This window comes from Tropicibacter alexandrii (genome assembly GCF_003667315.2).
Taxonomy (GTDB): Bacteria; Pseudomonadota; Alphaproteobacteria; order Rhodobacterales; family Rhodobacteraceae; genus Tropicibacter; species Tropicibacter alexandrii.
On record NZ_RCTZ02000016.1, the window covers coordinates 1 to 14817 of the forward strand.

Here is a 14817-nt window from a genome sequence, read left to right on the forward strand (position 1 = left end):
CCGATCTGCGCGCCGCGCGCACTGGCCGCCTCGGGCAGCAGGAACATCGGGTTGACCGAGCCCAGCTCGCCGAAGAAAGGGATCGGCTCAGGCCGTTGTGCACACAGATCATACAACGCGCGTCCGCCCTTGAGCGAACCGGTGAAGCCCACGGCCTTGATCAGCGGATGTTGCACCAGAGAGGTGCCGACATCGCGCTTGCCACCTTGGATCAGGCTGAAGGTGCCGGGGTGTATACCACATGTATTCATCGCGGCGAGGATCGCCTCTGCGACGATCTCGCCGGTGCCGGGATGGGCCGAATGGCCCTTGACCACGACGGGGCAGCCCGCCGCCAACGCCGAAGCCGTGTCGCCGCCGGCGGTGGAAAAGGCCAGCGGGAAGTTCGACGCGCCAAAGACGGCGACCGGGCCGATGGGCCGCTGGATCATCTTGAGATCGGGGCGCGGCAGCGGGGCTCGGTCGGGCAGCGCATCGTCATGACGCCGGTCGCGGCAGTCGCCCTTGAGGATATGCTCGGCGAACAGGCGCAACTGACCGGTGGTGCGGCCGCGCTCGCCCTGCAGGCGGGCTTCGGGCAGGCCGGTTTCCTGAGTGCCGATCTCGGTGATGGCCTCGGCGCGGGCCTCGATCTCGTCGGCGATGGCGTTGAGAAAGGCGGCACGTTGTGCACTAGTTGTATACCCGTACTCCCAGAAGGCCTCCTCGGCCTTGATGACGGCCTGATCGACCAGTTCCGGGGTGCCGATGCTGAACTGGTGCACGGGCCCATGCGCCGGTTCCGAGGCAAAAATCTGGTCGGACGCGACCCACTCACCTGCGATCAGGTGGCGGCCGTGGGGGGTGAAGGTCATGGCAAGTCTCCTTATTTGCCCCAACGCAGAGCGATGAGGTCGAGTTCACGAGAGAGCAACAGCAGGCGATCTTTGGTGCGTGCGGATAGCGGCGTCAACGGGTGGCGAACGAAATCGGAGCCGATCACGCCGCCCTCCATCATCACCGTCTTGGCCGCGCGCAGGCCGCATTGGCGGTTCTCGTGGTTGATCAGCGGCAGGCAGCGTTTCCACTGCTCCAGTGCCGCGTCGTGGTTCCCCGCGAGGTATTCCGTCACAATCGGACGGATCATCTCCGGTTGCAAGGCGCTGGTCATGGTGCCAGTGCAGCCGGCATCCAGATCGGCCAACAGGGTCACGGCCTCTTCGCCGTCGAAGGGCCCGACGATGTGCTCCCCGCCCGCGGCAATCAGCGCGGCCAGCTTGTCTGCGGCAAAGGGGGTTTCGATCTTGAAATAGCTGACGTTTTCAATCTCTTGCGCCATCTTGACGAGTAAGGGCACCGGCAGGGACACGCCCGACAGGGGCGCGTCCTGCACCATGATCGGGATGGAGATCGCATCCGAGACGGCCTTGAAATGCTCGAAGATGCCGTCCGGAGAGGGCACCAGCCCGACACCGTGATAGGGCGGCATCATCATCAGCATGGAGGCGCCCATGGCCTGCGCCGCCTTGGCCCGCGCCACGACCACATCGGTCGAGAAATGCGAGACGGTGACGATCACCGGAACGCGGCCCGCGACCTGTTCGAGACAGCTGCGCATCACGGTGGTGCGTTCCTCGTCCGAGAGCAGGAACTGCTCGGAATAGTTGGCGAGTATACATATTGCATCCACGCCTTGGTCGACCATGCAATCCATGACGCGGGCGCAACCCGGAACATCAAGCGTGCCATCGGCGTGAAACGGGGTGGGCGCAACAGGCAGAATGCCGGTCAGACGGTCCATCGAAATCTCTCCTTACCAGTCGAAGGGGGCGGCCTCGCGGCGTTCCCCAAGCATGAAGGCATCGGCCACGTGGCGCAGCGGGGCGAGGTCCATATCGATCCCACCCGCCGCGACGAGCTGTGCCATGTTTTTGTATAGACGGGGGTATTCGCCGTGCAGGCCGTCCGCCCTGCCCTGCGTCTCGCCGTTGATGACCATCCGCGCGCCGCCCTCGTGCAGGGTCAGGGTGCCAGAGTCGGTCTCGACCTCGATATCCCAGTGCTCGGTGCCTTGATGGGCCCAGTTGAACCACGCGCTGACCCCGTCGGAAAACCGCAGGTCGGCGGTGATCGGGGTGTGGCGGTTGGCGGGGAAGTCAAGCACCGCCGAGCTCAGGTGCACGGGGCGCGGCAGGATGCGCGTCATGATCGACAGGGCGTTGATGCCGGGGTCAAAGACCCCCATCCCGCCGGGCTCGAAACACCAGTCCTGACCCGGATGCCATTTGCGGACATCTTCGCGCCAGTCGATATGCAACTTGTGCACAACCTTGTCCGCCAGCCAGTCCTGCGCTGCGGGAACCATGTCGGCCTCGCGCGAATGCCATGTGGCGAACAGCGATACGCCCGCCGCGCGGGCCATATCTTCGAGCCGGTGGCATTCGCTCAGGGTTGCGCCGGGGGGTTTTTCCAGCATGACGTGACGGCCCGCAGCGATGGCCCGTGCGGCGTAGTCAAAACGCGGCGCCGGGGGCAGGCATAGCGAGATCACGCGGATTTCGGGGCGGTCGGCAAGCAGGGTGTCGAAATCGGTATAGGCATCGACCCCGTCGACCGCGCCATGCCGCGAGCAGGTCGCCGCGAGGTTCCAGTCGGCGCTGGCAGTCAGCGCGGGCACGTGTTGGTCGAGCGCGATCTTGCCGATGCCGATGAGTGCAATATCCATCAATGCGCGTCCTTTCCGACTGGCGCGCCGCGACAGCCTTTCAGAAATTCCAGATCCGCCCCGGTATCGGCGCCTTGCACATGCTGCTGATGCAGCCAGGCATAGCCGCTATCGGGCACGTCGTGGGAGGGTTTCCACGCAGACAGGCGCTCGGCCAGTTCGGCGTCGGAAATGTCCAGATGCAGACGGCGCGCGGCCACGTCGACCTCGATCATGTCGCCGTTTCGCACGACGGCCAGCGGGCCACCGGCGGCGGCTTCGGGCGAGGTGTGCAGGATCACGGTGCCGTAAGCGGTGCCGGACATGCGCGCGTCGGAAATGCGGATCATGTCCTTGATCCCCTTCTTCAGCACCTTGGGCGGCAGACCCATATTGCCGACTTCGGCCATGCCCGGATAGCCCTTGGGCCCGCAATTCTTGAGCACCATGATGCAGGTTTCGTCGATGTCCAAAGCGTCGTCGTTGATCTTGGCCTTGTAGTCGTCGATATCCTCGAAGACGACCGCCCGGCCCCGGTGCTGCATCAGATGCTTTGAGGCGGCAGAGGGTTTCAGAACCGCGCCCTTGGGGGCAAGGTTGCCCTTCAAGACGGCAATTCCGCCCTGCGCGGTCAAGGGCTTGTCGGCGGGCAGGATGACGTCCTCGTTCCAGTTCTTGGCATCCTTGACCTCGTCCCAGATGGTTTCGCCCGACACGGTCAGCGCGTCGCGATGCAGCTTGTCCGCCTCGCCCAGACGTTTCAGCACCACGGGCAAGCCACCGGCGTAAAAGAACTCTTCCATCAGGTACTTGCCCGAGGGTTGCAGGTTGAGGATCGTGGCCACGTCGCGCCCGCAGCGGTCCCAGTCGTCCAGTGTAACCTCGACCCCGGTGCGCCCGGCGATGGCCAGCAGGTGGACGACGGTGTTGGTCGAACCGCCCACCGCGCCGTTGCAGCGGATGGCGTTCTCAAACGCCTGTTTGGTCAGGATGTCCGACGGTTTCAGGTCGTCCTTGACCATCTGTACGATGCGGCGGCCGGACAGTTGCGCCATGACGCGGCGGCGGCTGTCGACCGCCGGGATCGCCGCATTGCCGGACAGCGCCATGCCAAGCGCCTCGGACATGGAGGCCATCGAGGACGCGGTGCCCATCGTGTTGCAGGTGCCGCTGGAGCGCGTGACGGCGGCCTCGGCATCGAGGAATTCGTCCTGCGTCATCTCGCCCGCCTTCACCGCCTCGGAGAAGCGCCACAGATGCGTGCCCGCGCCGACGCGCTCGCCTTGGAACCAGCCGTTCAGCATCGGCCCGCCGGTGACGACAATCGAGGGCAAGTCACAAGACGCGGCGGCCATCAGCAGGCTTGGCGTGGTCTTGTCACAGCCGACCATCAGCACGCAACCATCGATGGGTTGGCCCCGGATCTGTTCCTCGATGCTCATCGCGGCGAGGTTGCGGAACATCATCGCCGTGGGGCGGAAGGTGTTTTCCGACGCGGAGAAAACCGGCACCTCGACCGGGAAACCCCCGGCCTCCCAGATCCCGGCCTTCACCTTTTCCGCCAATTCGCGCAGGTGGCCGTTGCAGGGCGTCAGGTCGGACCATGTGTTCAGCACGCCGATCACCGGGCGGCCATCGAACAGATCGTCCGGGTAGCCTTGGTTCTTCAGCCAGCCGCGATGATAGATCACGTCCTTCGTACTGCCGCCATACCATTCCTGAGACCGCAGCTTGCGCGGCCATTCCGCCGGTTCGAAGGCCATGACTTACCCCTGTTTCGACTTGTTGTAGACGTCAAAGATCACGGCGGCGAGCAGCACCAAGCCCTTGATCATCTGCTGGTAATCAATGCCGATGCCCATGATCGACATGCCGTTGTTCAGAACCCCCATCAGGAAGGCGCCAACCACCGCGCCGACGATCTTGCCGACGCCGCCCGACATGCTGGCCCCGCCGATGAACACCGCCGCGATCACGTCGAGTTCCAGCGCAAAACCTGCCTTGGGCGTCGCGGTGTTGAGACGCGCGGCAAAGACGAGGCCCGCAGCCGCCGCGAGGATGCCCATATTGGTGAAGGCAAGGAAGGTCAGCCGCTCGGTCTTGATCCCCGACAGCTTCGCCGCCTTCTGGTTGCCGCCAAGCGCATAGACGCGGCGGCCGATCACCGTCTTTTCCGTCAGGAAGGCGTAGATGATCGTCAGCACCCCCATGGTGATCAGCACATTGGGCAGACCCCGGAAGGTGGAGAGCTTGAACATGATGAAGACAAGGGCGACGGAAATCACCGTGATCCGGGCGATGAAGAAGGGCTTGGGCTCGCCCTCGACCCCATAGGCCGCGTCGCGCGCCCGCTGGCGCAGCCCGCCCCAGATCACCAGCCCCGCCGCGACGACGCCGGTCAGCAGCGCCAGCACGTTGACCTTGCGCGCGTCAAAGATAGGCGCGAGGCTTTCGCCGATGCCCGCCGGGAAGAGGTCCGGCACGAAGCCGTTGGCGATGGTCTGGAACTCACGCGGGAACGGGCCGACGGACTGCCCTTCGAGCAGCCACAGCGACAGGCCCCGGAACACCAGCATCCCCGCCAGCGTGACGATGAAGGACGGGATCTTCCAGTAGGCGACCCAATAGCCCTGCGCCGCACCGATCACCCCGCCCACGACCAGACAGACGAAGATGGTCAGCAGCCAGTTGAGTTCGTAATTCACGATCATCACGGCGGCGAGCGCCCCGATGAAGCCCATCACCGACCCCACCGACAGGTCGATATTGCCCGAGACGATGACGATCAGCATCCCCAGCGCCATGATGATGATATAGCTGTTTTGCAGCAGCAGGTTGGTGATGTTGACCGGGCGCAGCAGCACGCCTTCGGTGGTGATCTGGAAAAAGACCATGATCAGCACCAAGGCGGCCAACAGCCCGTATTCGCGCAGGTTGGCCAGAAGATAGGCCCCGATGCTGGCCCGAGTCTCGCCCGAATTCTCTGCAAGTGCCATGCGCCTTGCCTCCCCTTATTCCGTCACGATGAGCGACATGATGCGCTCTTGGCTGGCCTCGGCGGCGGTGAGTTCGCCCACCAACTCGCCCTCGTTCATCACGTAGATGCGGTCACACATGCCCAACAGTTCGGGCATTTCCGAAGAGATCATCAGCACGCCTTTGCCCTGCGCGCTGAGGTCGTTGATGATGCCGTAGATCTCGAATTTCGCGCCCACGTCGATGCCGCGCGTGGGCTCATCGAGGATCAGCACCTCGGGCCCGGCGAACAGCCATTTCGACAGGACGACCTTTTGCTGGTTGCCGCCCGACAGGTTCATCACCTTCTGGAAAACAGACGGCGTGCGGATGTTCATCGCGCGGCGGTATTTCTCGGAAACCTCGGTTTCCTCGTTCTCGTTCAGCACGCCGCCCGACGACACACCCGGCAGGTTGGCGAGCGTGACGTTCCTGACAATCGGTTCTTCGAGGATCAGGCCAAGGCTCTTGCGGTCCTCGGTCACATAGGCCAGCCCGGCCTTGATCGCGCGGTCGACGGTCGAGACATCCGCCTGCGTGCCGTCGATCCAGACCTGCCCCGAGATGTTCTGCCCGTAGCTGCGGCCAAACAGGCTCATCGCCAGTTCTGTGCGACCCGAGCCCATCAGCCCGGCAATGCCCACGACCTCGCCCGCGCGGACGGTCAGGTTGGCATTGGTGATCACCTGCCGGTCGGCATGTTCGGGGTGCCAGACGTTCCAGTCGCGCACTTCCATCAGGGTTTCGCCCGCGCGGCGTTCGCGATCGGGATAGCGGTGGGCCATGTCGCGTCCGACCATGTCGCGGACGATGGCATCCTCGGTGATGGCCTGCGTGCGCGCGTCCATCGTCGAAACGGTCGTGCCGTCGCGGATCACCGTCACCGTGTCGGCGACGCGGCGCACCTCGTTCAGCTTGTGGCTGATGATGATGCTGGTCACGCCCTGCGCCTTCAGTTCCAGCATCAGGTCCAGAAGCGCCTGACTGTCGGATTCGGACAGTGCGGCGGTCGGCTCGTCGAGGATCAGCAGGCGCACGTCCTTGGACAGCGCCTTGGCGATCTCGACCAATTGCTGCTTGCCCACGCCCAGCTTGTCGACCAGCGTAGTGGGGCTTTCGCGCAACCCGACCTTGCGCAGCAGGTCGACCGTCTTGCGGTTCGTCTCGTTCCAGTCGATCACGCCGTTGGAGGCGCGCTCGTTGCCCAGAAAGACATTCTCGGCAATCGACAAAAGCGGCACCAGCGCCAGTTCCTGATGGATGATGATGATGCCCTTGGCCTCGCTGTCCGCGATGTCGCGGAACTCGGCCAACTGCCCGTCATAGTGAATCTCGCCCTCGTAGCTGCCCGCCGGGTAGACACCCGACAGCACCTTCATCAGGGTGGATTTGCCTGCGCCGTTCTCGCCGACCAGCGCGTGGATTTCGCCTGTGCGTACGCTCAGCGTGACCTTGTCCAGCGCCTTGACGCCCGGAAAGGTCTTGGTGATCGCGCGCATCTCAAGAAGGGCTGTCATCCGCCTGTCTTCCCTGCCGTCGAAAGAAGTCCAAAGAAAAAGCCTGCCCGGACGCCATGCCCGGACAGGCCAGGGAGTGATCTTACTTGATCTGGTCCATGGTGTAGTAGCCGGTGTCGATCAGGCGCTCTTCCCAGTTTTCCTTGGTCACCGGAAGCGGCTCCAGCAGGTAGGAGGGCACGACCTTGACGCCGTTGTCATAGGTCGAGGTGTCGTTGATCTCGGGCTCGCTGCCTTTCAGCAGGGCGTCCACCATGCCCACGGTCACACCGGCCAGCGCGCGGGTGTCCTTGAAGATCGTGGAATACTGCTCGTCCGCGAGGATCGACTTGACCGACGGCACCTCGGCGTCCTGACCGGTAACGATCGGCATCTTCATGTCGCCGGAACCGTAGCCCACGCCCTTGAGCGAGGACAGGATGCCGATGGACAGGCCGTCATAGGGCGACAGCACGCCATGCACCTGCTGGTCGGTGTAGTTGGCGGACAGGAGGTTATCCATGCGCGCCTGTGCAACTGCGCCGTCCCAGCGCAGGGTGCCGACCGTGTCCATGCCCATCTGGCCCGACACTATGTTGATCGAGCCGTCGTCGATCATCGGCTGAAGCACCGACATCGCGCCATCATAGAAGAAGTACGCGTTGTTGTCGTCGGGCGAGCCGCCGAACAGCTCGACATTCCACGGGCTGACATCGGGGAAGCGTTCCTTCAGCCCGTCGACCAGCGTGGTGGCCTGCTGCACGCCGACCTTGAAGTTGTCGAAGGTGGCGTAATAGTCGACGTCACCACTGTCGCGGATCAGGCGGTCATAGGCGATGACCTTGATGCCCGACGCGGCAGCGTTTTCCAGCGCGTTCGACAGGGTGGTGCCGTCGATGGCGGCGATGACCAGCACGTCGACGCCCTTGGTGATCATGTTCTCGATCTGGGCCAGCTGGTTGGGAATGTCATCCTCGGCGTATTGCAGGTCGGTCTCGTAGCCGGCCTCTTCGAACTGCTCGACCATCGATTCGCCGTCCGAGATCCAGCGCGCGGACGATTTCGTCGGCATGGCGATGCCGACCAGACCATCGGCGAAAGCACCGGTGGCGAACAGCGCAATGGCGCTGGCCGAAGCCAGGATTTTCTTGAAGCTCATGATTTCCTCCACTGGAAGCGCCGCATGTTTTTTGAATCGGCGCCGGGTCTCCCTAGCGGGTCCGGAAGAACCCACGGCGCAACGGTAACAATAGGTTTGCATAATGCACAAATAAGATTATCGACGATCTGCATACCATTCCCGATATACAGGCCGCCTCATGGAATTCGCCCGTCGCCTCAAGCCCGCCCATCTCGATCTTTTGCTGCGGATCGCTGAAACCGGGCAGTTGCAGCGCGCGGCGCAGATGGTCGGCATGTCGCAGCCCGCCGCCTCGCGCATCCTGACCGAAATCGAAACCCGCGCGGGTGGTGCACTGTTCGACCGCCACCCCAAGGGCATGGCGATGACCACGCTCGGGACGCTATGCGTGCGGCACGGCAAGGTGATCTTGGAGGAATATCAGGCCCTTGACCGCGAGGCGACACGGGTTGCCGCGGGCGAGATCGGGCATGTCCGGGTCGGGGCCGTGACCGGACCGGCGGTCGGTGTGCTGGTCCCGGCATTGCGCCAAATCCGCGTCGCCTCGCCCGATCTCGACCTGACGATCGAGGTTGGCCCGTCCACGGAACTGGTGCGGGGGGTCGTCGAGGGGCGGTTCGACTTCGTCATCTCGCGGCTGCCGGCCGAACATGACAGCCGCGATTTCCGGCTTTACCCGGCCCGCAGCGAAGAAGTCTCGTTGCTGGTGAACCCCGATCACCCACTGGCCGGAGTGCCGAACCTGTCGTTGGGCCAGTTGTCGGGGTTCGAGTGGGTCGTGCAGGATCTGGGCTCGCCGATCCGCTCGGCGGTCGAGACCGCCTTTCACCTGCGTGGCGAGGCACCGCCCAAGCGGATCACCAATAGCTCGTCGCTGCTGGTGGTGCTGTCCCTGCTCGAAGACCCCCGCCTGATCGCGCCGCAGGCGCGCGAGGTCGGCGTGATGCTGACCGAAGGGCCGTTGCAGGCGCGGATCACCCGGCTGGACCTGCGCGAGCCCATCTCCGTCACGCCCTGTTTCGTGATCCGCGACAGATATCGCCCGCTGTCGACAGCGGCCGAGAACGTGCTCGGCCGCGTGTTGAGGCTGCTCTAAGGGTCAGACCCGTTCCAGCGCGATGGCGATGCCCTGACCGACGCCGATGCACATGGTCGACAGGGTCTTTTCGCCCGGCTTCGACTGAAGCGCCGCCGTGCCGGTGATCCGCGCACCGGACATGCCCAGCGGATGACCCAGCGCAATGGCGCCGCCATTGGGGTTCACGCGCGGATCGTCATCGGCAATGCCCAACTGGCGCAGGGTCGCCAGACCTTGGGCGGCGAAGGCCTCGTTCAGTTCGATCACCGACAGGTCGTCGGTCTTCAGCCCCAGCCGGTCCAACAGCTTTTGCGAGGCGGGCGCGGGGCCGATGCCCATGATGCGTGGCGGCACACCGGCGGTGGCACCCCCCAGCACGCGGGCGATGGGGGTCAGGCCATGGGTCTTGATCGCGGCCTCGGACGCGATGATCAGCGCGGCGGAGCCATCGTTCACGCCCGACGCGTTGCCCGCCGTCACGCTGCCCCCCTGACGGAAGGGCGTCGGCAGCGCCGCCAGCTTTTCCAGCGTCGTGGCGCGGGGATGTTCATCGGTATCGACCACCACCGGGTCGCCCTTGCGCTGCGGGATCGTGACCGGGGTGATTTCCTGCGCCAGCCGACCCGAGGCAATCGCGGCGGCGGCCTTGTCCTGCGACCGCAGGGCAAAGGCGTCCTGATCGGCGCGCGAGATGTTGTAATCCTCGGCCACGTTCTCGGCGGTTTCGGGCATCGAATCCGTGCCGTATTGTGCCTTCATCAGCTTGTTGACGAACCGCCAGCCGATGGTCGTGTCGAACACTTCGTTCGAGCGGCTGAACGCGGTGGTCGCCTTGGGCATGACGAAGGGCGCGCGCGACATGCACTCGACCCCGCCCGCAATCATCAGGTCGGCCTCGCCCGCCTTGATCGCGCGCGCGGCGGCCAGCACCGCGTCCATGCCCGACCCGCACAGGCGGTTGATCGTCGTGCCCGGCGCGTCCACCGGCAACCCCGCCAGCAGGGCCGCCATGCGCGCCACGTTGCGGTTGTCCTCGCCTGCCTGATTGGCGCAGCCGTAGTAGATGTCGTCGACGGCGGTCCAGTCGATGTCATGCGCCGCCATCAGCGCCTTGAGCGGGACGGCGGCAAGATCGTCGGCGCGCACGCTGGACAATGCGCCGCCGTAGCGGCCGATCGGGGTGCGGATATAGGCACAGATATAGGCTTCGGTCATGTCGGTCTCCTCCGGTGCGGATCTGGGGGCCGGGGCGCCCTTTCCAAATTCGGTCGAGGGGAGTTGTGGTCAAGCAGGCCCCTCTGCGCAAGCAGCTATTTGCGGGCTGCGCCATGGACAAAGCGAAAAAGCTGCTTGCCCCGAGGTCGCCTTTCCAGAATGGTATACCACGTTTGCAAGGCCGAAAACGGCCGCGACCCCGGAGGAGAGACCATGACTTTCACGCTCAAGACCAGCGCGTTGGCGCTGATGACCGCCGCCGTTCTGGGCGGCCCCGTGCTGGCGCAGGACAAGGTGACGTTGCGCATGTCGACGCCCGCGTCGGAAACCGATCAACGCTCCGTCGCACTGGCCGAGGTGTTCGCCCCCGCCGTGTCCGACTTCGCCACCTACGAACCCCATTACAACGCCTCGCTGATCGCGCAGGGGTCGGAACTGGAGGCGATTGCCTCGGGCGATCTGGAAATGTCGATTGCCTCGGCGCAGGAACTGGCGACGTTCTTCCCGGAATTCTCGATCTTTGCCACTGGCTACGTGCATCAGGACGCCGCGCATCAGGTCGCCGTCTTCAATGACGCGCTGATGGACCCGTTCAAGAAGACGGTCGAGGACGAGCTGGGCGTAAAGCTGCTGTCGGTCATGTATCTGGGTCGCCGCCACGTGAACCTGCGCCAGTGCCCCGACGAGGTGAACGTGCAGACCCCCGCCGATCTGGCCGGTGTGAACCTGCGGATGCCCGGCACCGATGCGTGGCAGTTCCTTGGCAAGGCGCTGGGGGCGAACCCGACGCCGATGGCCTTCACCGAGGTCTATACCGCGCTTCAGACCGGCTCGGTCGACGGGCAGGACAACCCGCTGCCCACCGTGGTGGATGCCAAATTCTTTGAGGTCACCTGCCAGGTCGCGCTGACCTCGCATCTGGTCGACCTGAACTACATCGCCTTCTCCAAGGAGGTCTGGGACGGGCTGACGCCGGAGCAGCAAGAGGCCGTGCAGGCCGCCGCCGATGCCGCCGCCGAATCCGGGCGTCAGGCACAGCTGAAGAAGGAAGAGGATCTGGTGTCGTTCCTGACCGAGCAGGGGCTGAAGATCTACGAGCCCGACCTCAAGGCCTTCCGCGAGCATGTGCAGGCGCAGTATGTCGGGTCGGAATTCGCACAAAGCTGGCCCGAGGGCGTGCTGGAAAAGATCAACGCGCTCGGCAACTGAGCCGTTTGACCTGATCCGAAAGGCGGCTTTCGGGCCGCCTTTCTGTTTCACGGGGGGCACATGACACAAGCGGTTCACCTGCTGCGCCGGGTCGCGGAATATATCGTCGGCGTGATGATGGCGCTGATGTTCCTGACATTCGTGCTGCAAATCGCCATCCGCTACAGCGCGAAGCTGTCGTGGATCGCCGAGGCCGTGCCGCTGCTGGACCCGTCCCGCTATGGCTGGACGCTGGAATTCTGCCTTGTGCTCTGGGTCTGGATCATCTTCCTTGGCTGCGCTTTTGTGGTGCGCGATCAGGATCATGTGACATTCGACGTCCTCTATAACCACGTCTCACCGGGCAAGCGCCGCGCCTTTGTCATCATTGGCGGGCTGATGATCGCCGGGGGTCTTGCCGCCAGCATCGAGCCGACATGGTCGAAATTCTACATCCTGCGCCTGAAGAAGACCGCGACGCTCAAGGCGCTGTTCGGCGACTGGATTCGCATGCGCGACGTCTATTCCGTCTACATGCTGTTCCTGATCGCGGTGACGCTGCGCTATGCGTGGGCGGTGACGAAAGCGGTGCGGTTTGGCGCGCCAGAAGTCCATCACGGACCGGGGCGGACCGACGAATGAGCATCGCTTTCCTGCTGTGCCTCGGCACGATTTTCTTCATCGCGGGCATCGGCATGCCCATCGCCTATGCGATCCTGATCGCCTCGCTGGTCTACATGTTCGCCGCTGGGGGCGATATCGGGCTGGCGGGCAAGGTGCTGATGGACGGGCTGTATAACAGCTTCATCCTGCTGGCCGTGCCCTTGTTCATCGTCGCCGCCAATATCATGAATGCCGGGACGATTTCGGACCGGCTGCTGAATTTCTGCGTCGCTTTGGTGGGGCGGTTTCGCGGCGGGCTGGGCCATGTGAACGTCGTGGCCAGCCTGATCTTTTCCGGCATGTCTGGCTCCGCCGTGGCCGATGCCGCCGGGATTGGCAAGATCATCATCCAGATGATGACCCGCTCCGGCCAATATACCCGAGGCTACGCCGCCGCGATCACCGCCGCCAGCGCCACCATTGGCCCGATCATCCCGCCCTCGATCCCGATGGTTCTGTATGCGCTCGTCTCGAACAGTTCGATCGGGTACCTGTTTCTGGGGGGCATCGTGCCGGGGCTGGTCATGGGCGTCGTGCTGATGATGATGAACACGGTGATTTCCACGCGCCGCGGTTTCGCGTTGGAGGAGCCGGTGCCGCTATCCGAGCTGCCGCGCCGTACACTGACCGCCTTCCCTGCCCTGCTGATGCCTGCCATCCTGCTTTATGGCATCTATGGCGGCGTCACGACCCCGACCGAAGCCGCCGCCGTCGCGGCGTTCTACGCGCTGATGCTGGCGGCGTTCTTTTACCGGGCGCTGTCCTTGCGCGCGCTGATGGACATTCTGATCGACAGCGCGCGGTCCTCTGCCGCCGTGGGGCTGGTGATCGGCGGGGCGCTGATCCTGAACTACGTGGTCGCGTCCGAAAACATCCCCAACATGCTCGCCGCGCAGTTGGTGGGCCTCGACGTGCATCCGCTGGTCTTCCTGCTGTGTGTCAACCTGCTGCTTTTGCTGCTGGGCTGTATTCTGGATGCGACGACGATCATCCTAGTCATCATCCCGCTCTTCATCCCGACCTGCCGCGAATTGGGCATCGACCTCGTGCATTTCGGGGTCGTGGCTGTGGTGAACTGCATGATCGGGCTGATTACGCCCCCCTACGGCATCCTTCTGTTCGTCATCAACGCCGTGACGCGCATCCCGCTGGCCGAGATCATCCGGGAAATCTGGGCCTTCCTCTTCGTACTGATCGCGGCGCTGTTGGCGATGATCCTGTTTCCCGGCATCGTGCTATGGCTGCCACGGGTGTTCGGCTATCCCGGTTAACTCTTCTCCACCGGCTTGGAGCGCATCCGCCGCGCGGTTTCCCGTTCGGCGCGTTTGCAGCGCATCGGCGGCAGGTCGCGGTCCATCAGGGCCATGTCCTCCAGCACCATGTCGCCCATCTGGGTAAAGGCCACGTCCAGCGCGCCCGCCCGATGCGCCGACAGCAGGAACCCGTCGAGGCTGCGCACCGGGTGGTCCAAGGGCAAGGGTTCCTGCGGATAGACGTCACTGGCCGCTTTGATATGCCCGCTGCGCACGGCGTCCATCAACGCGTCGAAATCCACCACCTCGGCCCGGCTGAGCAGGATGAACGCCGCGCCGGGGCGCATCGTGGCAAAGGCCTCGGCCCCCAGAAACCCGGCATTCTCGGACGTGACCGCCGCGACGACAAACAGGAAATCACTGCCCGTCAGCACCTCGTCCAGCGGCGCAGGCGTGACGCCGTGATCGCGCAGGATCGACGGCGGCAACCACGGATCGAAGACCTTGACCTTGCAGCGGAACCCGCTCAGCAGACGGTTCAAGGCCCGCCCCAGATCGCCAAAGCCCACGATCCCCACATCGGACCCGGCCAGCAATCGCGCCCGCGCGTTGCCCTCCAGCCCCCACGCCTCGCGCCCCTCGCGAAAGGCCCGGTCCGCCGGTGAAATCCCCCGCGCCAGATTCAGCGCAAAGCCAAGGCCGATCTCGGCCACCGGCTGCGCAAAGACCGCGCCCGTGGTCAGCACATGGATGCCCCGGCGAAAGACCTCTTCATAGGGCATATTGTCGATCAGGTTGGATTCGACGTTAAGCACGGCGCGCAGGCTGGTCATCTGCGCCAAGGTCGCCTCGGACAGGGGCGGCTGACCAAGGATATAGCGCGCCTGTCCAAGCACGTCGGCAGGCAGGCCCGCCACCTGATCGTCGGTCGTCTCGACCATTTCATAGCGCGCGCGCAGCGCGGCCAGCCGCTCGGGCGTAAAAATTAGGTCCAAGGACCGGGGCGCAGGCGCGCAAATCACCAAGGGTTTCGTCATCTTTGTCCTCCCTGCCCTATCGTTAGCGCGGCCCGCGCGCAGTTGCCA

Annotated in this window: 13 protein-coding genes; 4 read left to right on the plus strand and 9 right to left on the minus strand. The window is 64.3% G+C overall.

All coding sequences use genetic code 11. From position 1 onward, the window contains the following. From D8Z78_RS17820 to chvE, 7 genes are all read right to left on the minus strand, one after another. On the minus strand, positions 1 to 854 hold an 854-nt coding region (locus D8Z78_RS17820; RefSeq protein ID WP_128910842.1), incomplete at its 3' end, for an aldehyde dehydrogenase family protein. Between the two features lie 11 nt (positions 855 to 865). After that, on the minus strand, positions 866 to 1780 hold the full coding sequence (locus D8Z78_RS17825) for a dihydrodipicolinate synthase family protein (protein WP_121632378.1): 915 nt from the start codon (positions 1778 to 1780) through the stop codon (positions 866 to 868). Between the two features lie 12 nt (positions 1781 to 1792). Beyond that, entirely contained in the window at positions 1793 to 2704 is a 912-nt protein-coding gene (locus D8Z78_RS17830; protein WP_121632379.1) for a Gfo/Idh/MocA family protein, read from the minus strand. After that, complete coding sequence (gene araD / locus D8Z78_RS17835; protein ID WP_121632381.1) at positions 2704 to 4446, minus strand: L-arabinonate dehydratase; 1743 nt, start codon at positions 4444 to 4446, stop codon at positions 2704 to 2706. The genes D8Z78_RS17830 and araD overlap by 1 nt, the downstream gene beginning before the upstream one ends. Positions 4447 to 4449: 3 nt before the next feature. Beyond that, a complete protein-coding gene (mmsB, locus tag D8Z78_RS17840; RefSeq protein ID WP_121632383.1) occupies positions 4450 to 5679 on the minus strand; it encodes a multiple monosaccharide ABC transporter permease in 1230 nt (409 codons plus the stop codon). Between the two features lie 15 nt (positions 5680 to 5694). Next, positions 5695 to 7215, minus strand: coding sequence for a multiple monosaccharide ABC transporter ATP-binding protein (mmsA, locus tag D8Z78_RS17845; RefSeq protein WP_121632384.1), 1521 nt, complete (start codon positions 7213 to 7215; stop codon positions 5695 to 5697). A gap of 82 nt (positions 7216 to 7297) precedes the next feature. Continuing rightward, complete coding sequence (gene chvE, locus D8Z78_RS17850; RefSeq protein ID WP_121632386.1) at positions 7298 to 8353, minus strand: multiple monosaccharide ABC transporter substrate-binding protein; 1056 nt, start codon at positions 8351 to 8353, stop codon at positions 7298 to 7300. A gap of 160 nt (positions 8354 to 8513) precedes the next feature. Here chvE and D8Z78_RS17855 point away from each other — a divergent pair, with 160 nt between their 5' ends. Beyond that, positions 8514 to 9431, plus strand: a complete 918-nt coding sequence (locus D8Z78_RS17855; protein ID WP_121632388.1) for a LysR family transcriptional regulator — start codon at positions 8514 to 8516, stop codon at positions 9429 to 9431. 3 nt (positions 9432 to 9434) lie between these two features. On the opposite strand, the gene pcaF is transcribed toward D8Z78_RS17855, so the two are convergent. Continuing rightward, positions 9435 to 10628, minus strand: coding sequence for a 3-oxoadipyl-CoA thiolase (pcaF, locus tag D8Z78_RS17860; protein ID WP_121632389.1), 1194 nt, complete (start codon positions 10626 to 10628; stop codon positions 9435 to 9437). Between the two features lie 213 nt (positions 10629 to 10841). Between pcaF and dctP the strand changes: the two genes are divergently transcribed. Genes dctP through D8Z78_RS17875 form a run of 3 tightly spaced genes read left to right on the plus strand, consistent with a single transcriptional unit; the run spans position 10842 to position 13750 of the window. Next, complete coding sequence (gene dctP, locus D8Z78_RS17865) at positions 10842 to 11837, plus strand: TRAP transporter substrate-binding protein DctP (RefSeq protein WP_121632391.1); 996 nt, start codon at positions 10842 to 10844, stop codon at positions 11835 to 11837. Positions 11838 to 11897: 60 nt separating this feature from the next. After that, positions 11898 to 12458: a TRAP transporter small permease gene (locus tag D8Z78_RS17870; protein WP_121632393.1), complete on the plus strand. Its 561-nt coding sequence runs from the start codon at positions 11898 to 11900 to the stop codon at positions 12456 to 12458. After that, positions 12455 to 13750, plus strand: coding sequence for a TRAP transporter large permease (locus D8Z78_RS17875; RefSeq protein WP_121632394.1), 1296 nt, complete (start codon positions 12455 to 12457; stop codon positions 13748 to 13750). The genes D8Z78_RS17870 and D8Z78_RS17875 overlap by 4 nt, the downstream gene beginning before the upstream one ends. Here the strand turns inward: D8Z78_RS17875 and D8Z78_RS17880 are convergent. Then, the gene (locus D8Z78_RS17880; protein WP_121632396.1) at positions 13747 to 14769 is read right to left on the minus strand and encodes a hydroxyacid dehydrogenase; all 1023 of its coding nucleotides are present in this window, start codon (positions 14767 to 14769) and stop codon (positions 13747 to 13749) included. The two genes, D8Z78_RS17875 and D8Z78_RS17880, sit on opposite strands and share 4 nt — an antisense overlap. Between the last annotated feature and the right edge of the window lie 48 nt (positions 14770 to 14817).